This window comes from Collimonas sp. OK607, from assembly GCF_900111995.1.
Lineage (GTDB): Bacteria > Pseudomonadota > Gammaproteobacteria > Burkholderiales > Burkholderiaceae_D > Collimonas.
Genome location: NZ_FOKF01000035.1, coordinates 1 through 25,558, shown reverse-complemented (window position 1 = coordinate 25,558; position 25,558 = coordinate 1). Strand labels below are relative to the sequence as shown.

Sequence of the window (25,558 nt, the reverse complement as noted above, 5' to 3'; positions counted from 1 at the left end):
ATTTCATATATTCCTAGCTTGAGGATAGCCATGCAATCAGCGACAGAGCGGAAAAAAGCCAACTGCAGCGCCGTGAGATTTCCGGGGCTGCTTTTTTTCGGCCACAAGTTCATCGGCGCCAACGGCGCGCGCAATACCCTGGCGTTACTCATGGCATTGTTGGGTAGCCAGATGGCGCCGGCAGCCCATGCGGCCAATATCAGCAGTTTTGCGCCGCAAGGTGAGATCGCCCAGGTGCGCCAGGTGCGGGTTAATTTCTCCGAAGCCGCTGTCAAGTTCGGCGATCCGAAGGCGCCCATGCCGTTCGATATCAGTTGTTCTGAAGCCGGCAGCGGGCGTTGGGCCGACGAGCGTAACTGGATCTATGATTTCGTGCGCGATGTACCGCCGGGGACGCGTTGCAGCTTTGCCCTGAAACCGGGATTCAAATTGCTATCCGGCGCGGCAGTCAGCGGCAAGAACACATTCCAGTTCAATACCGGCGGACCTGCTGTCATCAATGCTATGCCGTACGGGGACAAGATCGATGAAGAGCAAGTGTTCATCCTGATACAAAACGGCGCCGCCACCAGCGATAGCATATTGAAGCACGTGTATTGCGAAGCTGAAGGCGTGCATGAACGGATTCCGGTCAAATTCATCGCCGCGGCAGAACGCAAGCAGCTGCTCGACCATTTTGCCGACAAGATCAATCCCGAAAGAGTCAGCACCGTGCAATGCCAGCAACGCTTGCCTAACGATGCCGCGGTTCGCCTGGTATGGGACAAGGGCGTAAGCACGCCGTCAGGCATCGCCAGCAGCCAGCCGCAGGTGTTCAAGTTCACGGTACGGCCGGTATTCACCGCCAGCGTCAGCTGCGAGCGCGAAAACGCCAACGCCGCTTGCGCACCGATCCTGCCGCTGCGTATACTGTTCACTACGCCGGTGCCACGTAAGCTGGCTGAAGGCGTGACGCTGCACGCCGACAATGGCAAGCTGAAACCGTTTTTTGAAAAAAACGATAACGATGACACGGTCTCGCAACTGACATTCAAGCCGCCGTTTGCCGAGAAAGCGGAGCTTAGCGTCGAACTGCCGAAGGGTTTCCAGGATGAGACCGGCCGGCCACTGTCGAATGCCGCCGCGTTTCCACTGAAAATACGGATGGCGGATTATCCGCCGCTGGCAAAATTCCCGTCAGCTCCGTTCGGCATCATTGAACTGAATGCCGACGCCACGCTGCCGGTCACCTTGCGTAGCGTTGAAACCAGCATGCTGGTGCGCAGCGCCGACGGCAAGGTCAATCCCGGCACGGTCAGTAATCTGAAAGTCAGCGACGACCAGAACATCATCGCCTGGCTGACGAAACTCAGGCGTTATCATGAAACCAGCATCACCATCGACAAGAAGCGGGTCGAAACCCGTAGCATCGGTTTGCTGGCAAAGCAGGCAGGCGCGAAAATCTTGACCTTGCCGCCGTCGCCGGATAGTAAAGACGGCGTGCGGCCGTTTGAAGTGATCGGCATTCCTCTCAAGGATCCCGGTTTCTATGTGGTCGAACTGGAATCGCAAAAGCTGGGTGCGGCCTTGCTAGGCAAAGCCGCGCCAATGTATGTACGGACCAGCGCGCTGGTGACCAATTTATCGGTACATGTCAAGATCGGCCGGCAAAACGGTGCGGTATGGGTCACCACCCTGGATAACGCCAAACCGGTGAGCGATGCCGATGTGCGGATTTCCGATTGCCGCGGCACCGAGCTGTGGCGCGGTAAGACCGATAAGCAAGGCATCGCCATGGTGCCGGAGTTCCCGGTCGATGGCTGCCGCAACGGCGCCGGCAACCAGCCGGGGCAAATCGACGGTTTCTTCGTCAGCGCCCGCAAGAACGATGAGAAAGGCCGCGCCGACATGGCATTTGCGCTGACCTCATGGAATGACGGCATCGAGTCCTGGCGTTTCAATTTGCCGATGGACTACGACAAATCGGTCACGGTGCGCGCCCACACGATATTCGATCGCACGCTGTTCCGCGCCGGCGAAACGGTGTCGATGAAACATGTGATCCGCACCGAAACCATGCAAGGTTTCGGCCTGCTGCCAAACGATAAACTACCAACACGGGCGCGCATCACGCACCAGGGCAGCGGTCAGGAATATCAGTTTGCATTGACCTGGCGTGGCCGGAAAAATGCCGAAACCGTGTTCCAGATTCCGAAAGAAGCCAAGCTCGGCAGCTATGAGGTAGTACTGGACGGCGGCAAGGTCAAGAGCGGCGTCAGTGGCGGTAACAACACGGATGCTGATGACGCGGATGCTGACAGCGCGGATAACGGCGATGGCGGCTATGACCAGGGCCGGCGCAGCTACAGCACCGGCAGTTTCCGCGTCGAAGAATTCCGTTTGCCGCTGTTGCAGGGACGGATTACACCGCCGAAGACTTTGATCGCGCCCAAGGAAGTGCCGTTGGATGTGCAACTGAATTATCTGAACGGCGGCGGTGCTTCCGGCCAGGCTGTGCACATCACCAGCCTGTTGCGCGGCAAGGACGTCAGTTTTGCCGGTTACGACGGTTATTCTTTTGTGAAGCGCAATGACGATGACAACAGCGCCGACAACCAGAAGATCGTGGCCGATAAATTACCGGTGACGCTGGATAAAAACGGGGCCGGAAAAACGGTGGTTAAGGATCTGCCTGCCATCACTGCGCCAAAGGAATTGCTAACTGAAATGACGTATGCCGATCCGAACGGCGAGATCCAGACCGTATCGAGCGTCACGCCGATATGGCCTTCGGCGGTGGTGGTCGGTTTGAAAGCGGGGGAGTGGGTTTCTGTCAAAAAGAAATTGACTTTGACCGCGGTTGCGCTGAATCCGGCGGGCCAGCCGCAAGCCGGCGTGCCGATTGAAATTGCCGGATCGAGCAAGCAAACCAACTCGCACCGCAAGCGTATGGTCGGCGGTTTCTACGCCTACGAAAATACCGCCACCGGCAGCAACCTGGGGCCGATGTGTTCCGGGAAAACCGATGCCCGCGGATTGATGATCTGTACTGTCGAATTGCTGGAGCCGGGTAATGTTGAATTGACCGCGAAGGGCCAGGATGGCAACGGCTATCCGGCGCTTGCCACTAGTTCGGTATGGGTGACCAAGCAGGGCGAACTATGGTTCGATGGCGAGAACCAGGACCGCATCGATATCCTGCCCGAGAAAAAGACTTACCAGCCTGGTGAAAGCGCGAAGTTCCAGGTGCGCATGCCGTTCCGCTACGCTACCGCGCTGATCGCGGTGGAGCGTGAAGGCGTCATCGAAACCCAGGTGGTGCAACTGAATGGCCAGGATCCAACCTTTAGCTTGCCGGTCAAGGCTAGCTATGGTCCCAATGTGTACGTCTCGGTGCTGGCGGTGCGTGGCCGCATGCGCGATGTGCCGTGGTACTCCTTCTTTACCTGGGGTTGGAAAGAACCTTTGAACTGGTGGAGCGAGTTCAAGGAATACCAGGCGCCAAGCGCCACCGTCGATCTGGCCAAGCCGGCCTATAAATACGGTATCGCTGAAATCACCGTCGGCACTGCTGCCAACCAGCTAGCGGTGACGGTCAAGGCGGATCAGCCTAGTTATGCGATACGCACCACTGCCAAAGTGAATATCCAGGTCAATCTGCCTAACGGTAAACCGGCGGCCGGCGCTGAAATCGCCTTGGCGGCGGTCGATGAAGCCTTGCTTGAACTGGAGCCCAACAAGAGTTGGAATTTGCTGGAAGCGATGCTGCAACGGCGCAGCTATGGCGTGGAAACCTCGACCGCGCAGATGCAGGTAGTCGGCAAGCGCCATTACGGCCGCAAAGCCATTCCGGCTGGCGGTGGCGGCGGTAAATCGCCGACCCGTGAATTGTTCGATACCCTGTTGCTGTGGAAGCCGGCCATCGTGCTGGATGCAAACGGCAGGGCTCAGGTTGACGTGCCCTTGAACGATGCCTTGACCAGTTTCAAGATAGTCGCGGTGGCGCAAAGCGGCGACAGCCTGTTCGGCACCGGCGCCGTCAGCATCCGCTCGACTCAGGATCTGCAACTGATTTCCGGCTTGCCGCCGCTGGTACGCGAAGGCGACAATTTCAGTGCGCTGGTAACGGTGCGCAACACCACCACCCGTGCGATGCAAGTCCATGCCACGGCGCAGGCTGGCGGCTTGCCGGCCGCCACGCCATTGCCGGCCAAGGACGAGAACATTCCCGCCGGTGAGACGCGTGAATTGACCTGGGTGGTGACGGTGCCGGCGGATGTCGGCCAGCTGGTGTGGGAAATCAACGCCCAGGAACAAGGCGGCCCCAAGGTCAAAGACAGCATCAAATTCACTCAGCGAGTGGTGCCGGCGGTGCCTGTGACGGTGCAGCAAGCTACCTTGTTCCAGCTCGATAAACCGTTCAGCATGGCGGTGGCGCCACCCGCCGACGGCCTGCCGGGCCGTGGAGGCTTGGCGATTTCGCTGGCACCGTCGCTGGCTTCGGGTAGCGATGGTTTGCGCCGCTACTTCGTCAGCTACCCTTTCTCCTGCCTGGAGCAAAAGACATCGAAGGCGATCGGTTTGCGCGACGACGCCATGTGGCAAAAGGTATTGAACGACTTGCCGACTTATCTGGATAGCGACGGCCTGGCTTATTATTATCCCCCGAACGAAGGCAACGCGCGCCGCGGCAGCGACACTTTGACCGCCTATCTGCTGGCGGTGACACAGGAATCCGGTTTTGCGATTCCGCAGCAAAGCCGCGACAAGATGCTGGATGGCCTGGCGGCGTTTGTGGAAGGCAATATCACTCGCGATTTCTGGTCGCCGCAGAAAGATCTGGATGTGCGCAAACTGGCGGCGCTGGAAGCGTTGTCGCGTTATGACCGGGTACGGCCGTCGATGCTTGATTCGATCCAGTTGTCGCCCAACCTGTGGCCGACGTCGGCAGTACTGGACTGGATCAATATCCTGCAACGCGTATCCAGCATTCCGGACCGCGCCAAACGCCAGGCCGAAGCCGACCAGATCATCCGGGCGCGCTTGAATTACCAAAGCACACGCATGGGTTTCTCGACCGAGAGCAGCGATTACTGGTGGTGGCTGATGGCCAGCGCCGATGTCAACGCCAACCGGCTGGTGCTGACCATGTTGGAAAATCCAGCCTGGAAAGAAGACATGCCGAAGCTGATCAATGGCGCTATCCAGCGGCAGCAGCGCGGTCACTGGTCCACCACTACGGCTAATCTGTGGGGCTCGCTTGCACTGCAAAAATTCGCTCGCAAATTTGAATCTGAAAAGGTGGGCGGTGTTACCAAAGCCAGCCTGGAGCAGGGCGCAACTGTGAGTGGTAGCCAAAGCTACAACTGGCCTGCCAGTGCTGCCACCGCTGACGTCGGCAAGCTGCAATTGCCGTGGCCGTCATCAGCTGTGGCGGCGCCGACAGAGTTGAAACTGAACCATACCGGCAGCGGCGCGCCGTGGGTGACAGTGCAAAGCCTGGCAGCGGTGGTACTCAAGAAACCGTTCTCCAGCGGCTATCGGATCAGTAAGAAAATCGTGCCGGTCGAACAAAAAGAAAAAGGACAATATACCCGTGGTGACGTCGTGCGGATCGACCTGGAAGTCGATGCGCAGTCCGACATGACCTGGGTCGTGGTCACCGATCCGATTCCGGCTGGCGCCACCTTGCTGGGTTCCGGCCTGGGACGTGATTCGGCGATCGCCACCAGCAGCGAACGGCCTGCCGACAATGCCTGGGTGGCGTATGAAGAGCGCAGCTTTGAAGCGTTCCGCAGTTATTACGAATACGTGCCGAAGGGGAAATTCACCATGACGTATACCTTCCGCATCAACAATCCCGGCGAATTCAGTTTGCCGCCGACCCGGGTAGAAGCGATGTATGCGCCGGAAATGTTTGGTGAAAGCCCTAACCAGAAATGGACGGTGAAGTGAGTTCGACCCGCATTTCGGCTGGCGTCACGCGCTGGTCTTTGGGCGCTGTGCTGATGCTGGCCTTAAGCGCCGGACCGGTGCACGCCCTGCAAAGTTTCGTCGATGTGCAGCACGAGTTCCGCTCATCCGAAGCCAGCTTGTACGATCGCAAGGGCCAGTTGCTGCAGCAGATCCGCCTGAATCCGAATGAGCGCCGGCTGTCATGGATAGCGCTGGAGGATGTGTCGCCAGCGTTGCGCAACGCGCTGGTAGCATCGGAGGACCGGCGCTTCTATCAGCACAGCGGAGTTGACTGGAACGCCGTGGCCGCCGCAGCATGGGGCAATTTATGGAACACCAGAACTCGCGGCGCATCGACCATCACCATGCAGCTGGCGGGTTTGCTGGATGACGATTTGCGACGCCGTAACGCGCCTCGTTCAATCCCGCAGAAGATGTCCCAGGTTATGGTGGCGCAGCAGCTGGAGCGCAACTGGCGCAAGGACCAGATCCTGGAAGCTTATCTGAACCTGGTCAGTTTTCGTGGTGAACTGGTCGGCATACATGCTTTGTCGCGGGTATTGTTCGGCAAGCATCCGAGTGGCTTGAGCCAGCGCGAAGCGGCGATAGCGGTGGCGTTGATTCGTGGCCCGAACGCGAAGCCGGCGCGTGTCGCCGAACGCGCCTGCCGCATTTTGCAAGAACAGCATGCGGCGCAGGAATGCAAGGGGCTGGAAGATTTTACTTTACTGGCCCTGGTCCGCACCGGCTCGAATTCAGAAGTCATCGTTACTACCAACGCGCCGCAATTGGCGCCACATCTGGCCCGCAAACTGTTGCGCGGGCCGGGACAAACTGTGCGATCAACACTGGATGCAGGCGTTCAGCATTTTGCCAACGATGCTCTGCGGCGGCAGCTGGCCTCTCTGGTCGAGCGCAATATTGAAGACGGCGCCGTTGTCGTGCTCGACAATGCCAGCGGCGACGTGCTGGCCTGGGTCGGTTCCAGCGGTTCGTTTTCCAACGCTGCCGATGTCGATGGCGTGGTTGCTTTACGTCAGGCAGGTTCGACCTTGAAGCCGTTTCTATACGAACTGGCCATCGAAAAAAAATGGATGACCGCAGCCTCGATATTGAACGATGCGGCGATCAATCTGCCTACCGCCAGCGGCTTGTATATTCCGCAAAACTACGACAAGCAATTCAAAGGTCTGGTCAGCTTACGCACGGCCCTGGCTTCATCCTTGAACATTCCAGCCGTGCGGACCCTGGTAACGGTCACTCCCACGACTTTTTTCGAACGTCTGCAAAAACTTGGTTTTCAGTTACGCGAATCCGGCGATTATTACGGCTACAGCCTGGCGCTGGGCAGCGCCGATGTCAGCCTGCTGGCGCTGAGCAACGCTTATCGCACGCTGGCCAATCAGGGAAGCTATAGCGGTGTGCGTACTACATTGGCAGAGCCTGCCGTAAAAATGAACAAGGTGATGGAACCCGGCGCCGCTTTCATCATCGGCGATATCCTGTCCGACCGCAGCGCCCGCAGCCGCACCTTCGGCCTTGAAAATGCGCTTTCGACGCGAATCTGGACGGCAGTGAAAACCGGCACCTCGAAAGACATGCGCGACAATTGGGCGGTCGGTTATTCGGATCGATATACGGTCGGCGTCTGGGTCGGCAATGCATCCGGCTTGCCGATGTGGGATGTGTCCGGCGTAACTGGCGCCGCGCCGATCTGGCAAGAGGTGATGCAATATCTGCACAGCCGTGATCAGCTGCGTCAGCAGATTCCACAAAAGCCGGCTGGTGTGGTGCGACAGGAAATTCGCTATACCGACAAGATCGAAGCACCGCGCCAGGAATATTTTCTGGCCGGAACCGAGCAAAGCCTGATCACGACCGCCAAATCCGACGATATCGCCGTCGCCATACGTTATCCGACACCAGGCATGCTGGTCGCACTCGATCCGGATATTCCGCCGCAGCGGCAACGCATACGTTTTGCAGCAGATGGTTTATCCATTGGCTGGTGGCGGCTGGATGGCAAGTTGCTGGCGCCGGCTGCGGTGAAGGCAGGCAGGAAAACTAGTTACCAGGCCGCTGCTGCAGATCCGCAACTGGCTTTAGACTGGATGCCATGGCCCGGCCGCCATGTGCTGGAATTGCTGGATCATAAAATGGCCGTGGTCGACCAGGTGCGTTTCGAGGTGCGCGGTGCGGTCGAGAATCTGGCGCAGCAGAAATCCGGCCGCGCCGGAAAGAAATAAATTCAGATCATCAGGCGTTGTTCCGCATTTTTGAAACATGTTCTTCTGCGCCTTGTTTGCGTGCCGCAGCTGCAACTTCTTTCGTCACAATGGTTTTCCCGATCGGCGCCAGTGCAATACCTGCCAGCTTCAGGTGCTGGATGCCAAACGGAATGCCGATGATAGTGATGAAGCAGGCGATAGCCGAGAGTACATGGCCGATAGCCAGCCAGACGCCGGCGAACACGAACCAGAGGATATTGCCGACCAGGCCAAGGCCACCGGTGCCGATATCGTCTTTCTTCGTCAGTTCTTTTCGGCTCACCGCTTCTTTGCCGAAGGGGAAGAAGGTAAATTGTCCGATCACAAAACAGGCTTTGCCCCACGGGATGCCGACAATCGTGATGAAGGCCAACACGCCAACCAGCCACCAGCCCAAGCCCATGAACACCCCGCCCAGAACAAACCACAGAAAATTACCGATGGCGCGCATATTTTTTTCTCCCTGATGAAAGCATGACATAAGACTCGTGGCCCCATGCTGCTAGAAATTACGAAGGAGAAAATGTAACATCGCCGGTAACTGATCACAAGACAATCCGTGCCTGCCATGGCGGTTGCTATCGGGCCATTATGAAGCGGCAAGCCGCTACCATTTGCATCCGCCATCTTTTTTTGACAGCATCGCATCGGCGGCCAGAACCAAAGGCGCGAATAAACCGTAGGGCTGGCCGATTTCCTTGCAATCAGCGCGCGCGCTACGTTGAATATCCCGCGCCAGGCGGCTATCCGGCCGGGCTTCGAGCGGATGTGTTTGCAACTGCGCGACGGCAGGCCCGGCACGCCTCTCCTTTGGATCGATTGCTAGTTGCCTGGCTGTTTTTAATGCTGCGTCAAGATCCACGCGAGGCTGCTGGTCCGCTGCCTGGGCAGTGATTGCGGCGTCGTTCGTGCCGTGTTCCGGCAGCGTTGAGGGTAAGGTTCGCGCTATTGTATTTGCACGAGCAGGGGATTTAACGGGATGAGAGTTGCGCTGGATGGCGGGTGGCGTAATTATTCGTGCTGCCGGCATTGCTGCCGGCAACAGCAACAGAGTTATCTCTGCCTGCGAGCTGCTGGCTGGTCTGATATCGACCGCTTGATGACGCCAAAACAATTGCATTAGGCCGACATGGAGCAACAAGGAGAGCATTATGCCCATGCTCATCGCACGCGGATGTACGGCAGCAGGCCAACCGGTCTTGTCAGACATTTTTATCAGCGCCGTTCAGGGTGTCGGATCCGATTCTATTTCGGCAGATCCACTATCCGGCTGATAGGTCAACAGGTCACCCGGCTGACAGTCCAGATATCGGCAAATCGCCTCCAGGGTTTCCAGGCGTACTCCTTTTACCTTGCCTTGTTTTAACAGTGACAGATTCTGCTCGGTAATGCCTATAGCCGCGGCCAGATCTTTCGATTTCGCCTTGCGTTTTGCCAGCATGATATCCAGCGTAATGACGATGCTCATTTCACCCTCATACAAACTGCCGATTTTCTGCATCGACCTCGCTGGCACGTTGCAGGATGCGGGCGATCACGGTAATGCAGGCCGCCATGAAGAGGGCGACTATCATATTGTAGTCAAGGTCGATGTTGAGCAGGCGATGGCCAACCGGCCGCGTTATTGTCAGCCATGCCGACGATAACGGTCCGCACAGAAAATCCAGCAATACCCACCACGCTATGCCGTGACCGACCCGGCCCAGATGGATAGCAGCTGCAGGCGAAAAATATTCGCCTTGGGCGTAGCGCTGAAACAGCGCGCGCAACTGGAATAAACCGTATCCAAGCGCCAGCAATGGAATGTTGGTTAGCACCATGGCGCCCAGTAATTGCCATAACGGCAGACTGGATGGATGGATGCCGAGTTTAGTCCCGGCGTTGGCGAAGCTCGAGATTTCGCATAGCGCATCAGGGAACAGCCAACTGCCGATATTGAAGGCCAATATGCCCGCCAACAGCAGCATGGTGATGCTGGCCATACGCTGGCTGGTTTGCGCAATATGATCTTGCTTCATGAGGTGTCCTTTGGGATGACCCTATTGTTTGTCATTGAGATGGATGGAAATGCGAAAGGTATTGCCAAGACGCGCCACAGCCTGATCGGCCAAGTTGCTACGGAATGCCATGTCGAGCGACGCACTGATGCCAAGGTGGGGCATCAGTTTGCTAAAGAGATAGAGCCCCAGAATGACAATCGCAAGCCAGGAAAACAGCGCAGCCAGGAAGCGACGGGCTAAAGTGATGATGTTTTGCTGCACGACGCCTCCTTTTCGATAGGATGGTCGCATTTTACTATAAAATTATCGTAAAACAATAATAAATGTCTGCTTATTGATCATTTATCGCTAATTACTATTTTTTAAATCGATCTCGATACGCCTTGATTTACGTCGATTTTCGTTTCCCCAGCCAAAAGCCGTTGAATTTTCCACTGGCAAGCGCAGTCCCCAGCAGGGTGATGGCGCATCCGGCCAACATGGCGGGCGTAATTTTTTCATTCAGGAAGACAGCGCCCCAGGCCAACCCGAAAACCGGAATCAGGAAAGTCACGGATGCGGCATAAGCGGCGCCAACTCGTTCGATCAATCGAAAATAGAGGATGTAGGCAAAGCCGGTGCAGATGACGCCTAGCGCCGCAACGCAAGCCCAGATGGACGGCGCGATAGCGTGCTGCGGCCAGTACAGCAGCGCCGGTGGCAGCAGTACGATAGAAGCGAAGAACTGGCTGCCAAAGGCGACCACCAGTGGCTTGACGCCGGCCAGATGTCGCTTCGAATAATTGACCGCGAATCCGTAAAATCCTGCGGCCAGGAGCGCGGCGGCGATCGCCAGCGGTACGCCGGAGACCCCGGCGCCCAAGGTATCCCACACCAGCACCACGACACCGGCAAGACCTGACAATAGACCGCATATTTGCTGGCGGCCCAGAGCTGACTGGAACCATGCCGCGGCGATCAATGCAGTCCAGATCGGCGTCGTTGCATTCAAAATCGAGTCGAGGCCGGCATTGACGTATAGCGTCGAGTAGGCAAACAGGCCGAACGGAATTGCAGAATTGCTGATGCCAACCACAAATAAAGGCCATGCCTTGCTGCGGAACTCGCTGCGAGCGGCGGCGGTGCGTAGTACCGGTAACAGCACCAGCGCGGCAATGCCGACACGTAGTGCGATCAGCGCGATTGGGCCGAACTCAGGCGCAGCAATGCGCAGGAATAGAAAGGATGCGCCCCAGATTGCGGCGAGCAGGAGCAGTTCGATAAAATTCATGGCGAGTGTCCGTCAGTTTGCGAGCAGCGGATGCCGCACAATTGAAACATAGGGCATATCCGGACTCCGGACACTCTGGTTCTTGCGTTCGAATTCGGTAAAGTGACAGCAATGACAACGATAGTCAGGCTATGGCGAATGCTGAAATTGGGTTGACTAGTTATTTATTTCGTCAGGAATTTCCAAATTCAATATCGCTGAACTCAGGCATTTTCCGTGGGCGTCAAGAGCCAGGGATCGCGTGACGCCACCGCCCAGGGCGCGCTGCATGACGAAATTCAAGGCGCCCAGATTCGGCAGCGCATAGCGCACCACGTCACCGTGCACGATGCCGGCAAAATGCGCCTTGACTAGCTCAGGGGTCAGGTTTTTTTCCAGCAGCGCATAATCTTTTTCCTGATAGGCAATCACCGAGATATTCGAGATGTCGCCTTTGTCGCCGGCGCGGGAATGGGCAAGGTCGCGTAGTTTCATTATCACTCTCACTCTCACTCGAAATGAACTGATGTTGTTACGTGCTGGCGCGGCAGCATGCAGGATTGCACGGCCACCACTTCTTTGGCCGTTTTGGTGACGCCGCCACCGGCTGCAGGGCCGCAGGTGTACAGTGTTTCAACTTCGTTGCCGATGCGGATCGCGTCACGCATATTGTCGCAGCGGGCGCTTACCCGCACTCGAACTTCGTAAGGCTCGGACGGTTGAGCCGACTTAGCGGGAGCCGGCAATGCGGGAGCCGACAATACGGCGCCGTGGATGGCGTCGACGCCCAGCAGATCGTAACGGCACTCATTGAACGCTACCGCGCTGAGTTTCAATCTTTCTGCGACGATGGCTTGCGCCAGTTTGCCGCGTACCAGAGCTCCCGGCCCTGCATAGGAAATTTGTCCTTCGCCGATGTAGCTGTCGATATAGCCTATCGAGACTTTCAAGGTATCCGGCCTGGCGCGGCCGGTAGCGCCTTGCACCCGCACCCGGTCAGGGCCGGTTTCGCGCATCGTCACAGCAGAGAAATCGGCCACCACGTCCGGTGTCAGATAGCTGGCGGGATCGTGTATTTCATATAGCAGCTGTTCTTTGCAGGTGGCGGTTGTCACCTGGCCGCCGGAGCCCGCCACTTTGGTGATAACGACTGTACCGTCTTCCGTTACCTCACCGATCGGGAATCCCAGTCGCGCCAATCCTTGCACATCCTTATAACCGGGATCGGCAAAGTAACCGCCGCTGATCTGGCCGGCGCACTCAAGCAAATGACCGACCAGCGTGCCTTGTCCAAGCCTGTGCCAGTCATCCATGGCCCAGTTGAATTCGTGAATCAACGGCGCCAGGAACAAGGCCGGATCGGCGACCCGACCGGTAATGATGACGTCGGCGCCTAGCTCCAGCGCCTCGACCAGCGGTGCGGCGCCGATGTAGGCGTTGGCCGAAAGCAGCTTGTCACCCAGGTTGCTGACCTGTATATCCTGGTCGCTGATGTAGGCGCCTGCTTTCAGGGTGTCCAGCACATCGTCGCCGCCGATCGCTGCCACTTTCAGCTGAAGATTCATCGATAACGCAATCTGCCTGACCATGGCAGCGGCAGCCAACGGGTTGGCCGCGCCCATATTGGTTATGATCTTGATCTTTTTCTCGCTGCAGATGCCAAGCACAGCGTGCATCCGTTCTGCCAGCAACGGATCGAAGCCCAGAGAGGGATCTTTCATTCTGGTTTGCTGGGCGATCGCGATGGTGCGCTCAGCCAGGCATTCAAAGACCAGATAGTCGATCTCGCCTTTTTCCGCCAGTTCGATGGCGGGTTCGATGCGATCGCCGGAGTAGCCGGCGCCGGCGCCGATTCTGATGTGTTTCATGATAATTTCCTCAGATTCTCGTCTTCGTCTTACAGCGGAAAGACGCCGATCACGACACAGGTAATCGTCATGATGACGGATGCCGCGAACAGATATTTGAATGTGTATTTCTGGTGATCAGCCAAATCAATACCGGCCAGGCCGGCGACCAGGAAGGTTGCCGGCGTCAGTGGGCTGACAGGGAAGCCGGTAGTCATCTGACCCAGCAACGCGGCCTGCGCTACATGCAACGGCTGTACCCCTAGCATGTGACCAACTTCCGCGATCACCGGCAGCACGCCGAAGTAGAAAGAGTCGGGATCGAACAGCATGGAGAGCGGCATCGACAGCAGACCGAGCGCCACCGGAATATGCGAAGCCATCGAGGGCGGAACCAGACCGACCGCCATCTTGGCCATCGCGCTCAGCATCCCGGATTTGGTCATGATGCCGGTGAATACGCCGGCAGCGAACAAGATGCTGGCCATCAGCAAGGCCGCCTTGGCATGCGCATCGATGCGGCTGCGCTGCATGTCCGCGTTGCGGTAATTGATCATCAAAGCCAGCACTACGCCGATCATGAACATCACCACCGGATCGACTTTTCCACTGATCATCACCCCTAGTACAAACACGGTCAGAACGATATTGATCCAGAAATTTTTCGGACGACGGATACTCTTTTCCGCGTCCGTCAATTCATGGGTATGGACGAATCCCGTTGGGGCGCCCTTGGTCAGGCCGAGGCGCCGCTCTTCTTTCAAACCGAGGTAGTAAGCCACCGAGAAAACGAACACCAGGCCGACGATCTGCACCGGGATCAGGGGCGTGAAAATTTCGCTGACCGGAATATGCAAGGCGGCAGAGGCACGGATCATGGGGCCGGTCCAGGGCAGGAAATTCACACCTGCCGCGAGCGATGCGACGCAGGCCAGGATGCGTTTGTCTATGCCGAGGCGCTGGTATAGCGGCAGCATGGCGGGAATTGTCACCAGAAAGGTAACCGCGCCGGAACCGTCCAGGTGGATTAGCAAGACCAGCAACGCCGTACCCGGAACGATGCGGGTAGGGCGGCTGCCGACGATGCGCAGGATGCCGGAGATGATCGGGTCCAGCATGCCGGCATCGGTGACAATCCCGAAAAACAGGATCGCAAATACAAACATGCCGGCCACCGGAGCAATGCTGGTGATGCCTGATACGATGAATTTCGATGTTTCAAGTCCAAATCCGCCTATCAGGGCGGCAATGATGGGAATCGCTATCAGGGCCACCAATGGCGACATTTTTTTTGTCAGGATCGCCGCGAGCAGGGTGGCGATGGTGATGAAGCCGAGTAATGCCAGCATATTGTCTGTCTCCTATCCTTTGGATATTTTTTTGGAATACTTGTTTTTAATCTTCTTTTAACTGCATTCTGGTAGTTGAGGTTTGTGCTGTAAAATGGTTTTTTCCGATAGATTGATCGTAAAAAGAGATTAATCGATGAAACTCAACATCTCTACACGCTCGCTGCATGCGTTCCTCGCACTGCGGGAATGCAAACACTTCACTCACGCAGCAGAACGTTGCTTCATGTCGCAATCCGCTTTCAGCGTCATGATTCAAAAACTGGAAGTGGCGGTGGGCGCTAAACTGTTCGAGCGCGATACGCGTAACGTTACTCTGACCGCAGAGGGAGAATTGTTTGCCGAAGTGGCGCGTTCGCTGGTGAGCGATATCGAGGCTGCCTTTGCCGATATGAGCGACTACGTTGCACGCCGCAAAGGCAGGGTGGCGATCGCGGCCTTGCCGTCGCTGGCGGCGAACGGCTTGCCGGCGGTGATTGCCGAATACAAGCGGGCTTATCCGGGAATTACCGTGCAATTGTTCGACGCTCTGTCGGACCAGTGCCTCGCCATGCTGCGTCAAGGTAAGGTCGATATCGCCCTGACCGCACCGGGTTCGGGTTTGACCGAGTTCGATACCAAAACCTTGTGCAGCGATCCTTTTTACCTGGTGTGCCGGCAGGATCACGCGCTGGCTGGCAAGCGTCGTATCCGTCTGTCTGACCTGAGCGGTTGCGAACTGATTCACCTGGCGCGCAGCACCAGCGTGCGTCAGCACGTCGAGCTGCTGCTGCGCGGTATCCCGGTGATGAATTCAGGTTTGGAGGTGGAGCACCTGGCTACCGTAGCGGGTTTGATTGAATCCGGTTTGGGTGTCAGCATTGTGCCGGAGTTGACCTTGTTCCAGTTCCGCCATATGAATCTGGTGAGCATCCCGGTCGACGCGCCGGTCGATGCGGATGAAATCGTGCGGCCGATCCTGATCGTGAAAAAGAAAGAGCGTTCTCTTTCCATTGCTGCTCAGGGCATGTCGGAGTTGATTGAAAAGCGGCTGCATAACATCGGCAGCCGCACAGCGCCGAAGCGCATCAAAGGTTAAGTCAACAGCTCCTAATGCAATTCCATGCCGAAGCGTTCGGTTCTTGGCATCCAATTGCCTTTGATATCGGCCGATACCAGCACGCGTTCGGCGCGCCCGATCAGCAGCTCGCGCGGCACGAAGCCGAAATGACGGTAATCGCCGCTGTTGTCGCGATTATCGCCCAGCATCAGATAGTGATCCTGCGGTACCGTGATCGGGCCGAAATTGCGGTTGGCGCCGACTTGCGGCAACAGCTGGATACGGTGTTGTTCCGCTCCCATTTTTTCGTTCAGGCGCAAGGCGACCAGGGCGCCGCCTTGTTCCAACGGTTCGGGGGCGGTGCCGAGCATGGCATAGCTGGCTTCGTGGCCGTTGATAATCATTTTTTCATCGCGCATTTCGACAGTATCGCCAGGTAATGCAATCACGCGTTTGATGAGCCGGGTGTCGTCCAGAGGTGAAAAGAAAGTGACGATATCGCCGCGTTTCGGTTCGCCGAGGTGGCTGATGACGATATTAGTGAGAGGCACTTTGAGATTGAATGCCAGGCGATTCACGAATACCACGTCGCCTTCCAGCAGGTTGGGGCGCATGGAGCCCGAGGGGATCGGATTCCAGTCGGCGACTGCCGTACGGAAAATCCCGAAAAGAAACAAAAATAGCAAGAATCCTTTATTGAGACGAATCCAGTTTTTCATTTTCATTCCACCTTCCAGTGATTTCCGATGTCTTGCGGCTAAGCGCATCCAGCCCTTCGATTTGCACAGTATGCCACTTATTTCCCCGCATATTATTTCGCGTAAAGTCAGAAAGGCACCAACCAAGACAGTAATTAAACAGGATCAGAATTAAATAGGGTCAGAGTCGAATTGCACAGGCTTTATCGCCCAATTCGACTCTGACCCTATTTAATGGACTACGGAGTACATGCGCAGGCATTCGACGGAGAGCTGGAGCTAATCAGAAGCAACTACAACGCTCCGCTTTAACCACCCATAAACATCGCCCACACCCAAAACAGGCAGGATGTTTTAACAAAAAATCATAGTTTATTTCTTTTGATCTAGCGAAACCAGATCGAAATGATCGGCCTGGTATTGGAACAGCAGGCAGTCTTCACCTTTGACGCAACCGCTGTAGTGAGGCAGTTTTGCTGGCAGGTCGTAGAAAGAGCCTGCTGGATATTCAGTGCGTTTGCCGTCGATGACTGCATAGAACGTTCCTTTCAACACCACGGTTGGCAGGTTTTGCGAGTGGGTGTGGAACGGGTTGTCTTTACCGGCAGGGAAGATCACAAAAGCCTCGTACGGCCCTTTACCTGCCAGGTTACCGCGCGCATTGGCGAATTTGATGCCGCCGGTGTCGGGGATTTCAGTCCACTTCAGATCTGCCGCAGGCAGGGAAATCAATTTGGCCGCAGGCGTTGCAGAGGCGGCGTTGCTCGCTAACAGCTGGGTGGAACACAAGGTTGCGGTGAGGAGCAGTAAAGTCTTTAATTGAGCTTTCATTTGATACCTTTCAATAGTGAAAAAAACGCGGTGAAATCCGGGAGTCTCAGATTGATTTTCCAGACCAGATGCTTAGGCCAGCGGCAATTCCAGGATCTGTGTCGTCGTCATCACATCGCCGAAGGTGTCGGCGATAGTGGCCAGGGATGCATGATGCAACTGGGCGTGTGGCACGATGCTGCCGTCAGCCATGTCAAGGTCGCGGGTGGCGCAGGCGTCGTCCGCAACGATGACTTCATAGCCGCATGGCACGGCGTCTCGCGCGGCGCCGGCTACGCAGGCGTGGGTCATCAAGCCGGTAATGATCAGTGTCTTGATATTGGCTGCTTTCAACCGGGCGTCGATATCGGTGGTGGGGAAGACGCTGACGGACGATTTTTGTACTACCGTGTGATGCGCTTCCGGTTGCAGCGCGCTGTGGAATTTAACGGTATCGCCATCCTCGGCGAAAATCGGCGTGCCAGCCGGCGTGACATGTTGAATATGGAAAACCGGCAGCTTTGCCTGGTCGGCGAATGCAACCAGCTGCCTGGCGTTGTCGAGTGCGCGCATGCCGTCGGGGATCGGCATTTTGCCGCTGAAGTATTCGTTTTGAAAATCGATTACCAGCAAGGCTGTACTGTTGGCGTCTATTTTGCCCGGGGCGGTAGCGCCGGCGATGGTACGGATGGTCGGGTGGTTCATTCTGGAACTCCTTGTTAGTGATTTGACATGGCAAAGTATCGGGCTTTGGCATAGAGGGCGAAAGCGTCCCGATAGACAACTTGTGATAGGATCGGGCCATGTTTTCTACAGCCACTGCCACAATCACCGTCGCTGCCGTCAATCCAGAGAACGCGCACACCATAGGGGTGATCGCCTTCGAAGGCATCAGCCCGTTCCATCTGTCCGTGCCCTGCATGGTATTTAGCGACGATCTGGCCCGGCTGGGCGTGCCGCGCTACCGTTTGCTGATTTGTGGGGAGAAGACGGGCTTGATTCCCACCATGTCGGGCTTCAACATCGATGTGCAGCATGATTTGTCGGTGCTGACCCAGGCCGACACCGTAATCGTGCCGGCCTGGCGCGATCCCGATGAGCGGCCGCCGGAGGCTTTGCTGCAAGCTTTGCGCACGGCGCATGCGCGTGGCGCCAGGATTGTCGGCTTGTGTCTCGGCGCTTTTGTATTGGCCGAGGCTGGTTTGCTGGATGGCCGCATCGCCTCTACCCATTGGGTGTGGGCCGATGACTTTGCCAGAAAATACCCGCGCGTGAAACTGGATCAAAAAGTCTTGTACGCAGATGACGGCGATATCCTGACCTCGGCCGGCACCGCCGCCGCGATTGACTGTTGCCTGCATTTACTGCGTCGCGATCATGGCGCTGAAGTGGCGAACCGCGTAGCCCGCCGCATGGTGGTGGCGCCGCATCGGCATGGCGGCCAGGCGCAATATATCGAACAGCCGTTACCCAAAGCCAGCGGCAGCGACCAACTTACTGTCACCCTGGACTGGGCCATAGCCAACCTTGAACAACCCCTGAGCCTGGATGTGCTGGCGGACAGGGCGGCCATGAGCCGGCGCAATTTTACCCGCCGCTTCAAGATGAAAACCGGCGCCACGGTATCGCAATGGTTGCTCAATCATCGACTGGCTGCGGCCCAGCGATTGCTGGAGACTAGCGACCAGGCGGTCGACCGTATTGCCGAAACGGTGGGCTTCGGATCCACCGTCTCACTACGGCAGCATTTCGCCGCAGCATTTTCGGTTTCGCCCGCCGCCTACCGTAAGCAATTCCAGCGCTCGTGAGCCACTGCGCCTGGCGTTATTCTTTTCTGCTATACAATTCGCACTTGCCGGGTTTTTCACGGTTTCCTTTTTGTACCCCTATTTGCAGTGAAGCATTCAGTAATGACAGATCATTCCGCAGCAGCCCCCGATGAATACGTTGACGACGCCGCCGATGCCGGCAACGCTCAGAAAATCCACGAACCACGCTTGTGGCGCGACGACGGCTGGACCGCACGCATCATCAAGAACGACGACGATGATGGTTGGGCGGTAGCGATGATCAAGGATGGTGAACCGGAACCGGCGCTGATCGGGCCCTGGACCATGGGGCGCGACAAGAAAAATCCGAAACCGCTGGATCCCTCGGCTTTCATCACGCTGGTCAAGACCGCATCGGAATTCGTGCGCAGGCACGAGCAGCAACTGCATGCGATGCTGCACAAGAGCATCGTGGCGAGCGATGCCGACTCCGATGCAGTGATCACTGTCACGCTCGATATTATTCCCGACGATGATTTTCCCTACGCCTTGCTGACCGCCCACGATGAAGATGGCGAACAACTGGCTCAGGCGCGGGTAGCGGCAACTTTCAAGCTCAGCGAGAGCAGCGCACGCGCATGGATTGCCAACGAATTTCGCACGCCGCATTGAAATCGCAGGCAAAAATTCTAGGATAGTACTTGGAGTGATTTAGGATAAACCTTATACTGTGTATTTATACAGTTTTGGTGAACAATGCCGCACAAGTTCCGTCACATCCTGCTGTCCCTGTCATTCCTTGTATTCCTCAATTCTCCGGTTTTTGCCACTGATTGTCCCTCGCATTACGCCGCCGGCCGCGCTCCTGAAATCCTTAACGACAAGCTGGCGCGCCAGACGCAGGAGTTGTGCTACCAGGCTTTTGCCGTCATGCACTCAGGTATCACGCGTACTCCTTTATGGTCGGCCGAACATCTGACGCGTAATAACATCGACGCTGCCCGCACGCTGTCGCGCGAAAATTCCTTTCATCCCGAACCCGCGTTGCTGATCAATGGCCGCGCCGAGTTGAAAGACTACGCGCGTTCCGGTTTCGATCGCGGTCACATGAGCCCGAACGGCGACATGGCGAACCGTACTTCGCAGTATGAAAGTTTTAGTCTTGCCAACATGATTCCGCAGAATCCGCAAAACAACCGCCATATCTGGGCCGAGATCGAAAGCGCGGTACGGCGGCTGGCGGTGAAAGAAGGTGAGCTGTATGTGATTACCGGACCGGCCTTCCTCGGCCAGGATCTGCAAAAGATCGGCAATGTGCTGGTGCCGACTTATATCTATAAAGTGGTCTATAGTCCCAAGAGACAGCAGGCCGCCGCTTATTTCATCAAGAACGAGGATACTTCCAGCTATCAGGCTTTGTCGGTAACGCAGCTGGAAAATACCTTGCACATCGATCTGCTGCCAGGTGTGCCGAAACGCATCAAGGACGTAGCGATGCCATTACCTAAAGCGGGAGCGGGACAGCGCGGCGGCAGGAACCTTGCTGAAAGAACCGAGGAACCGGCCGCCCAGGTTAAAAAGATAGAGACGGATCTGATGACCAGGTTATTCAATGATGCGTTGAAAATACTGCTCAATTTCGTCACAAATTTGATACATAAAGGATGGTCGCATGGTTAACAAGGCTAAATTTATTCCGTTCGCCGATGAAAGCGCAACTCTCTCTATCGGCAAGCTGAACGTTGAAAATCGGCTGGACCGGGTCAGCTTGTTTGGCGATGTCGACCTGACGCTGGACCAGGGTGGACTGGAGCAGGCAAAGGCACTGCAAGCGCTGATCAACCAGGTGGTGGCAGAACTTGAATCGAGAACATTGCCTGAGGTGCTGGCTGTTGCGCCGGTGGTGAAGGTTAGCAATCCGTTTTAAGTAAGCGGAAAATCAATGAGGTAAGCAAGATGGATGACACAACAGCCGATACGGGACTAAGCGATGTCGGCATGCTAGGCAACGGCGCTCCCGCCAGCCAGGTGCTGGAGACGGTGGCGATGCGTAAGCACGGCGACCCGGCTTGGGAGCCTTTTCATTACGAGAAGATTTCCGAAACCGAATATGAGGTCAGCGGCGGTACGCCAGCCGTGATTGGCGGCGTCAAGAAGTGGCCGGGTCCGCATAGCACTGTGCTGGTGTCTGTGGATGAAATTGCAGAGGAACAGCATGCAAGCATTCCTGTAGAAATTGCGTCTGCGCCATCTCAGGCAGTGCCGGCGATGATCTTTAAACAGAACGCAGTCGAAGGCGTCGCAACAAATTATCTGACGGTGGTGCTGCAGCTGCCAGCCGATGAGCAAGGCCGCAAGCGCATTTGTAATGCACTCAGCCTGGATGCAGATTTTTTCGGCGCCAAGGTGACAGCAACTTCACTGGCCGATGAGATTGCCGTCAACCAGTTGCTGGAACTGCGTTGCGATCCGGTCGATGTACAAGATGTACGAACACGGATCGCAAAGCGCAATCAGACTGCTTGAAAAACTGCTTGAGTGCGGCTTGCCTCAGAGGGAAGTCCGCAGTGAAAACAGTTCGGGGAATAACACTACGTCCAGCATCATCTTCAGATAGCTGGCGCCCTCGGTGCCGCCGGTACCCTTTTTGAATCCGATGATGCGCTCCACCGTGGTCAGGTGGCGGAAGCGCCAGTAGCGGAACGCCGTTTCGAGATCGACCAGTTTCTCGGCCAGTTCGTATAGCTCCCAATGGGTGTCCGGCGCTGTATAAACCGCCAGCCATGCCGTTTCCACCGAATGGTCAGCGACGGTGGGTTGCTGCCAGTCCCGGTTCAGGCGCGCCTGGTCGACCGGCAAGCCGGCACGTGCCATCAACATCACGGCTTCATCGTAAATCGACGGTTGTTGCAGCGAATCCTGCAGTCGTGCATACGACTCTGGCGAATGCTGATGCACCTGCAGCAGCGCGGCATTCTTGTTCCCCAGCAGGAATTCGATTTCCCGATACTGAAACGACTGGAAGCCGGACGACTGGCCGAGATAAGGGCGGATTGCGGTGTACTCCGGCGGTGTCATGGTCGCCAGCACATCCCATGCGTGCACCAGCTGATCCATGATGCGCGCCACGCGGGCCATCATCTTGAACGCCGGCGATAAATCGTTGCTGCGCAGCTGCGCGTGCACCGCATGCAATTCATGCAGCATCAGTTTCATCCACAGTTCGCTGGTCTGGTGCTGGATGATGAACAGCATTTCATTATGGTTCGGTGAGAGCGGCCGTTGCGCCGTCAAGACCTGGTCCAGGGCCAGGTAGTCGCCATAACTCATGGTTTCGCCGGCGGCCTCGCCGAATTTCATCTGCGCGCCATGCCACGACTCTTTGGGGTTGAAAGGGCATTCCATTTTGTGACTCCTGAATATTAGGTAACCGCTTCTTGCTGTGCGTTGATTTCGTAGTCTTTGTCGGCCAGGATCTGGTGCAGAGTATCGACCGCATCCCAGACGTCGATGAACCGGGTGTATAGCGGCGTGAAGCCGAAGCGCATCACCTGCGGTTCACGGTAATCGCCGATGACGCCGCGCGCGATCAGTTCGCGCATGATGGCGTAGCCGTGTTGATGGGCGAAGCTGACATGACTGCCGCGTTCTGCATGCGGGCGCGGCGTCACCAGCGTCAGGTCGAGACCGGCGCAGCGGCTTTCGACCAGTGCGATGAACAGATCGGTCAGCGCCAGCGATTTGCGGCGCAGGGCTTGCATGTCTGTTTGTGCGAAGATATCCAGGCCGCATTCCACCATCGCCAGCGATACGATCGGCTGGGTGCCGCACAGTGCGCGGCGTATGCCTTCGCCGGGTGCGAATGCCGGCTGCATGGTGAACGGTGCGCGATGGCCCCACCAGCCGCTTAGCGGTTGCCGGAATTGCGCATGATGGCGTGGCGCGATCCAGGCGAAGGCTGGTGCGCCGGGGCCGCCGTTCATGTACTTGTAAGTGCAACCCACTGCGAAGTCGGCATTGGCCGCATGTAAATCTATCGGCACGGCGCCGGCGGAATGTGCCAGATCCCAGACCACCAGCGCACCGTGTTCCTGCGCAGCTTTGGTGACTGCCTTCATGTCATGCAGATGGCCGCTGCGGTAGTTGACATGGGTCAGCATCAGGATCGCGGTTTCTGCATTGACGGCGGTGGCGAGTTCTTGCGGCGTGTCGATCAGGTGGATGCGGTAGCCGCGATCCAGCCATTCGGTCAGGCCTTGCGCCATGTAGATGTCGGTCGGGAAATTGTCGCGTTCGGTGACGATTACTTTACGCGTTGCCGCATCGGGTTTGGCGGCCTGCATTTGCAATGCGCCGGCCAGTACCTTGAACAGATTGATGGAGGTGGAGTCGGTCACCATTACTTCGTTTTCAGCGGCGCCGATCAAGCTTGCCAGCTTGTTGCCTAGCCGGCCTGGCAGATCGAACCAGCCGGCTTTGTTCCAGCTGCGGATAAGACCGTTGCCCCATTCTTCCTGGATCACTTGTTGTGCACGCTGGAGCGAAGCGTGCGGGCGCGCGCCGAGCGAATTCCCATCCAGGTAAATCACGCCTGGCGGCAAATCGAACAAGGTCCGTAGCGGTGCCAGCGGGTCGTTGGCATCCAGGGTTTGGCATTCTGCCCGGGTCTTGATGTTGTTTGTCATGGTTGTGGTCATCGTTGTTGTCATAGCTGAGCGCGTGAAGCTCAAAGAGGGCGCAAGATGGCGCGCACCGGACTGGCATCCATGCCGGCCAGGCGCAAGGGCAGCGCAATCAATTCGTAGTCGCCGGCGCTGATTGCATCGAGCACGACGCCTTCCAGTATGGCGATGCCGTGCTGTTTTACGGTGTGGTGCGCCAGCATGGTTTTGGATTCTTGCGGATCGAGCGAAGGCGTATCGATGCCTACCAGGCGCACGCCGTGTTGCGCCAGCAGCTCGATGGTTTCGGGCGCTACCGCGGCAAATGCCGGATCCCATTGTTCTTGCGGTGCGCTGGCATAGGTGCGTAACAGGACGCGTGGCGGAACGTCTGCCAATGCATGTTCGATGTGTTGTGGTGTGACTGGCGCGGCGCCAATGCAATGGATTACGCGGCAGGGGCCGATATAGGCGTCGAGAGCTACATGGTCGATAGGCAGGCCTTGCGGATCGTAGTGGCTGGGCGCGTCGCAGTGCGCTCCGGTGTGGGTGGAGAGCGTGATGCGGCTGACATGCACGGGGCAGCCGTCGCTGATTTCCCAGGTGGTTTGGGCGCTATAGGTGGTGTCGCCTGGCCATACCGGGGTCTTGGCGGAGAGGATGGGGCTGATGTCCCAGATGGGTTTGGTGGTGTAGATGGCGTTCTCCCGTGCTGATTCGATGAATTATTTTAGGCGGCCTTGCTGGAATTTTTATACGAAATTAGTGGGTGATTTTTTTATTATTTAGAATAATATGTTGGATATACACTTAATATTGAAAGATAATTTCAATGCAGCTTGATACTATCGATTTAAACATTTTGACGCTGTTGCAGCAGAATGGCCGGATTAGTAATCAGGATCTGGCGGAGCAGGTGTTTTTGTCGCCTTCGTCGTGTTTGCGCCGTGTGCGGATTCTGGAGGAGGAAGGCATTATCAGCCGCTACAGCGCTTTGCTGAATCCGGAAAAGCTGGGGCTGGAGCTGGATGTGTTCGTGCAGGTGACTATGCGGCGGGATGTCGAGAGTTGGCATGAGAATTTCATGCAGGCGTTGCAGAATTATCCGGAGGTGGTTGGTTCTTATATCATCACGGGGGATGCAAATTACCTGTTGCGGGTGAAGGCGCGTAACTTGAAGCACTATTCTGCTTTTGTGTTGGAAAAATTATATAAAATACCGGGCGTGCAGGATATCCGTTCGAATATCGTGCTGCAGGCGATTAAGGAAACCTACGAGTTGCCGCGGGAATTGCTGCGGGATGCCTGATCGCGGATAGCGAATAATTCCCCTATATCAGATTGAAATCATGGCAAAGACGATTGAAGAAGTTCTGGCAAGACAAAAAGAAGGCGCGCAATTTGTGCTGTCGGCGCCCTTGCTCGGGCTGGAGCTGGAGGATTTCGATACTGTTGCTAAAATTTGGGTGGCTGAGGGCGGCCCCGGATTCAAGGTTGCCGGCGTGCCGCATCGGAAGTGTGTCGATGGCGATTTTTTCATAGACCGCGTTACAGTCGTCAAATTACCAATACTGTAGTTAAATGGGGTCAGAGTTTTTTTACGACAGTCTCATCGTCGTAAATTACTCTGACCCTGACCCTTCCCCTCAAATAACAACATGAATAGCCATAGAGCGCAGGGTATGAATTGCCTGGTTAATTTGCGAGATTGGGATCTGTCGGGGTGCTTCGCGCATCCACCACAGTGCGAGTGAGAGGATGGACAAGGTCTGTTCGGCTTTGTGCCGGCTACCGTATTGGATCTTGAACCCCTGATGTTGCGCGGTTAATCCGATGATCCAGAGCGCATACATGGCGAGTGCTCCGATCAATAGCAGAATGGAAAAACGCAGTGGATCACGCGTTTGACTCTGAGATAGTCCCAATCCAAATTGG

The 25,558-nt window shown here is 56.5% G+C and carries 25 protein-coding genes and 1 pseudogene; 10 read left to right on the top strand and 16 right to left on the bottom strand.

The window, feature by feature from the left end:
- Nucleotides 1-30 precede the first annotated feature (30 nt).
- Together BM029_RS19905 and pbpC are read left to right on the top strand one after the other, a co-directional pair.
- The gene (locus BM029_RS19905; RefSeq protein WP_092439008.1) at nucleotides 31-5,934 is read left to right on the top strand and encodes an alpha-2-macroglobulin family protein; all 5,904 of its coding nucleotides are present in this window, start codon (nucleotides 31-33) and stop codon (nucleotides 5,932-5,934) included.
- On the top strand, nucleotides 5,919-8,180 hold the full coding sequence (gene pbpC / locus BM029_RS19900; RefSeq protein ID WP_371329145.1) for a penicillin-binding protein 1C: 2,262 nt from the start codon (nucleotides 5,919-5,921) through the stop codon (nucleotides 8,178-8,180). The genes BM029_RS19905 and pbpC overlap by 16 nt, the downstream gene beginning before the upstream one ends.
- A 10-nt stretch (nucleotides 8,181-8,190) precedes the next feature.
- Here pbpC and BM029_RS19895 read toward each other — a convergent pair whose 3' ends face one another.
- The 9 genes from BM029_RS19895 to BM029_RS19855 all read right to left on the bottom strand — a co-directional run bounded on the left by BM029_RS19895 (nucleotide 8,191) and on the right by BM029_RS19855 (nucleotide 14,646).
- A complete protein-coding gene (locus tag BM029_RS19895) occupies nucleotides 8,191-8,652 on the bottom strand; it encodes a YccF domain-containing protein (RefSeq protein WP_092439006.1) in 462 nt (153 codons plus the stop codon).
- A gap of 156 nt (nucleotides 8,653-8,808) precedes the next feature.
- Nucleotides 8,809-9,411: a hypothetical protein gene (locus BM029_RS19890; protein ID WP_092439004.1), complete on the bottom strand. Its 603-nt coding sequence runs from the start codon at nucleotides 9,409-9,411 to the stop codon at nucleotides 8,809-8,811.
- Nucleotides 9,412-9,426: 15 nt separating this feature from the next.
- A complete protein-coding gene (locus tag BM029_RS19885) occupies nucleotides 9,427-9,669 on the bottom strand; it encodes a helix-turn-helix domain-containing protein (protein ID WP_092439003.1) in 243 nt (80 codons plus the stop codon).
- A gap of 7 nt (nucleotides 9,670-9,676) precedes the next feature.
- Complete coding sequence (locus BM029_RS19880; protein WP_092439001.1) at nucleotides 9,677-10,219, bottom strand: DUF2975 domain-containing protein; 543 nt, start codon at nucleotides 10,217-10,219, stop codon at nucleotides 9,677-9,679.
- A gap of 21 nt (nucleotides 10,220-10,240) precedes the next feature.
- Nucleotides 10,241-10,462, bottom strand: a complete 222-nt coding sequence (locus BM029_RS19875; protein WP_092438999.1) for a hypothetical protein — start codon at nucleotides 10,460-10,462, stop codon at nucleotides 10,241-10,243.
- Between the two features lie 127 nt (nucleotides 10,463-10,589).
- Entirely contained in the window at nucleotides 10,590-11,471 is an 882-nt protein-coding gene (locus tag BM029_RS19870; RefSeq protein WP_092438998.1) for a DMT family transporter, read from the bottom strand.
- Nucleotides 11,472-11,627: 156 nt separating this feature from the next.
- Entirely contained in the window at nucleotides 11,628-11,945 is a 318-nt protein-coding gene (locus tag BM029_RS19865; protein ID WP_092438996.1) for an AtuA-related protein, read from the bottom strand.
- A gap of 14 nt (nucleotides 11,946-11,959) precedes the next feature.
- Nucleotides 11,960-13,318 carry an acyclic terpene utilization AtuA family protein gene (locus BM029_RS19860; protein WP_092438995.1) on the bottom strand — a complete coding sequence of 453 codons (1,359 nt, stop codon included), beginning with the start codon at nucleotides 13,316-13,318 and terminating at the stop codon, nucleotides 11,960-11,962.
- 29 nt (nucleotides 13,319-13,347) lie between these two features.
- Nucleotides 13,348-14,646 (bottom strand): CitMHS family transporter, encoded by a 1,299-nt coding sequence (locus BM029_RS19855; protein ID WP_092438993.1) that lies wholly within the window; start codon nucleotides 14,644-14,646, stop codon nucleotides 13,348-13,350.
- Nucleotides 14,647-14,782: 136 nt separating this feature from the next.
- Between BM029_RS19855 and BM029_RS19850 the strand changes: the two genes are divergently transcribed.
- Nucleotides 14,783-15,724 (top strand): LysR family transcriptional regulator, encoded by a 942-nt coding sequence (locus BM029_RS19850; protein WP_092438990.1) that lies wholly within the window; start codon nucleotides 14,783-14,785, stop codon nucleotides 15,722-15,724.
- A gap of 11 nt (nucleotides 15,725-15,735) precedes the next feature.
- Here the strand turns inward: BM029_RS19850 and lepB are convergent, their stop codons facing one another.
- From lepB to BM029_RS19835, 3 genes are all read right to left on the bottom strand, one after another.
- The gene (gene lepB / locus BM029_RS19845) at nucleotides 15,736-16,404 is read right to left on the bottom strand and encodes a signal peptidase I (RefSeq protein ID WP_092439047.1); all 669 of its coding nucleotides are present in this window, start codon (nucleotides 16,402-16,404) and stop codon (nucleotides 15,736-15,738) included.
- Nucleotides 16,405-16,755: 351 nt separating this feature from the next.
- Complete coding sequence (locus BM029_RS19840) at nucleotides 16,756-17,214, bottom strand: cupin domain-containing protein (RefSeq protein ID WP_092438988.1); 459 nt, start codon at nucleotides 17,212-17,214, stop codon at nucleotides 16,756-16,758.
- Between the two features lie 72 nt (nucleotides 17,215-17,286).
- Nucleotides 17,287-17,898 carry a cysteine hydrolase family protein gene (locus BM029_RS19835; protein WP_092438986.1) on the bottom strand — a complete coding sequence of 204 codons (612 nt, stop codon included), beginning with the start codon at nucleotides 17,896-17,898 and terminating at the stop codon, nucleotides 17,287-17,289.
- A 98-nt stretch (nucleotides 17,899-17,996) separates the two neighbouring features.
- Here BM029_RS19835 and BM029_RS19830 point away from each other — a divergent pair, with 98 nt between their 5' ends.
- The 5 genes from BM029_RS19830 to BM029_RS19810 all read left to right on the top strand — a co-directional run bounded on the left by BM029_RS19830 (nucleotide 17,997) and on the right by BM029_RS19810 (nucleotide 21,488).
- Nucleotides 17,997-19,001, top strand: coding sequence for a GlxA family transcriptional regulator (locus BM029_RS19830; RefSeq protein WP_092438984.1), 1,005 nt, complete (start codon nucleotides 17,997-17,999; stop codon nucleotides 18,999-19,001).
- A gap of 102 nt (nucleotides 19,002-19,103) precedes the next feature.
- Nucleotides 19,104-19,634 carry a hypothetical protein gene (locus BM029_RS19825; RefSeq protein ID WP_092438982.1) on the top strand — a complete coding sequence of 177 codons (531 nt, stop codon included), beginning with the start codon at nucleotides 19,104-19,106 and terminating at the stop codon, nucleotides 19,632-19,634.
- A gap of 84 nt (nucleotides 19,635-19,718) precedes the next feature.
- Nucleotides 19,719-20,642: a DNA/RNA non-specific endonuclease gene (locus BM029_RS19820; protein WP_092438980.1), complete on the top strand. Its 924-nt coding sequence runs from the start codon at nucleotides 19,719-19,721 to the stop codon at nucleotides 20,640-20,642.
- Nucleotides 20,635-20,889, top strand: coding sequence for a hypothetical protein (locus BM029_RS19815; protein WP_092438978.1), 255 nt, complete (start codon nucleotides 20,635-20,637; stop codon nucleotides 20,887-20,889). The genes BM029_RS19820 and BM029_RS19815 overlap by 8 nt, the downstream gene beginning before the upstream one ends.
- A 29-nt stretch (nucleotides 20,890-20,918) precedes the next feature.
- Nucleotides 20,919-21,488 carry a hypothetical protein gene (locus BM029_RS19810; RefSeq protein ID WP_092438976.1) on the top strand — a complete coding sequence of 190 codons (570 nt, stop codon included), beginning with the start codon at nucleotides 20,919-20,921 and terminating at the stop codon, nucleotides 21,486-21,488.
- A 24-nt stretch (nucleotides 21,489-21,512) separates the two neighbouring features.
- Here the strand turns inward: BM029_RS19810 and kynA are convergent, their stop codons facing one another.
- From kynA to kynB, 3 genes are read right to left on the bottom strand one after another with little or no spacing between them, the layout of a single operon-like run.
- Nucleotides 21,513-22,367, bottom strand: coding sequence for a tryptophan 2,3-dioxygenase (gene kynA / locus BM029_RS19805; protein ID WP_092438974.1), 855 nt, complete (start codon nucleotides 22,365-22,367; stop codon nucleotides 21,513-21,515).
- 17 nt (nucleotides 22,368-22,384) lie between these two features.
- Entirely contained in the window at nucleotides 22,385-23,647 is a 1,263-nt protein-coding gene (gene kynU / locus BM029_RS19800) for a kynureninase (protein ID WP_092439045.1), read from the bottom strand.
- A 41-nt stretch (nucleotides 23,648-23,688) separates the two neighbouring features.
- Nucleotides 23,689-24,321, bottom strand: a complete 633-nt coding sequence (kynB, locus tag BM029_RS19795) for an arylformamidase (RefSeq protein ID WP_092438972.1) — start codon at nucleotides 24,319-24,321, stop codon at nucleotides 23,689-23,691.
- A gap of 134 nt (nucleotides 24,322-24,455) precedes the next feature.
- Here kynB and BM029_RS19790 point away from each other — a divergent pair, with 134 nt between their 5' ends.
- Nucleotides 24,456-24,932: an Lrp/AsnC family transcriptional regulator gene (locus tag BM029_RS19790; RefSeq protein ID WP_092354117.1), complete on the top strand. Its 477-nt coding sequence runs from the start codon at nucleotides 24,456-24,458 to the stop codon at nucleotides 24,930-24,932.
- Nucleotides 24,933-24,972: 40 nt separating this feature from the next.
- The gene (locus tag BM029_RS19785) at nucleotides 24,973-25,200 is read left to right on the top strand and encodes a hypothetical protein (RefSeq protein ID WP_092438969.1); all 228 of its coding nucleotides are present in this window, start codon (nucleotides 24,973-24,975) and stop codon (nucleotides 25,198-25,200) included.
- 69 nt (nucleotides 25,201-25,269) lie between these two features.
- Here the strand turns inward: BM029_RS19785 and BM029_RS19780 are convergent.
- Nucleotides 25,270-25,558 (bottom strand): annotated as a pseudogene (locus tag BM029_RS19780) (hypothetical protein); the annotation flags it as partial.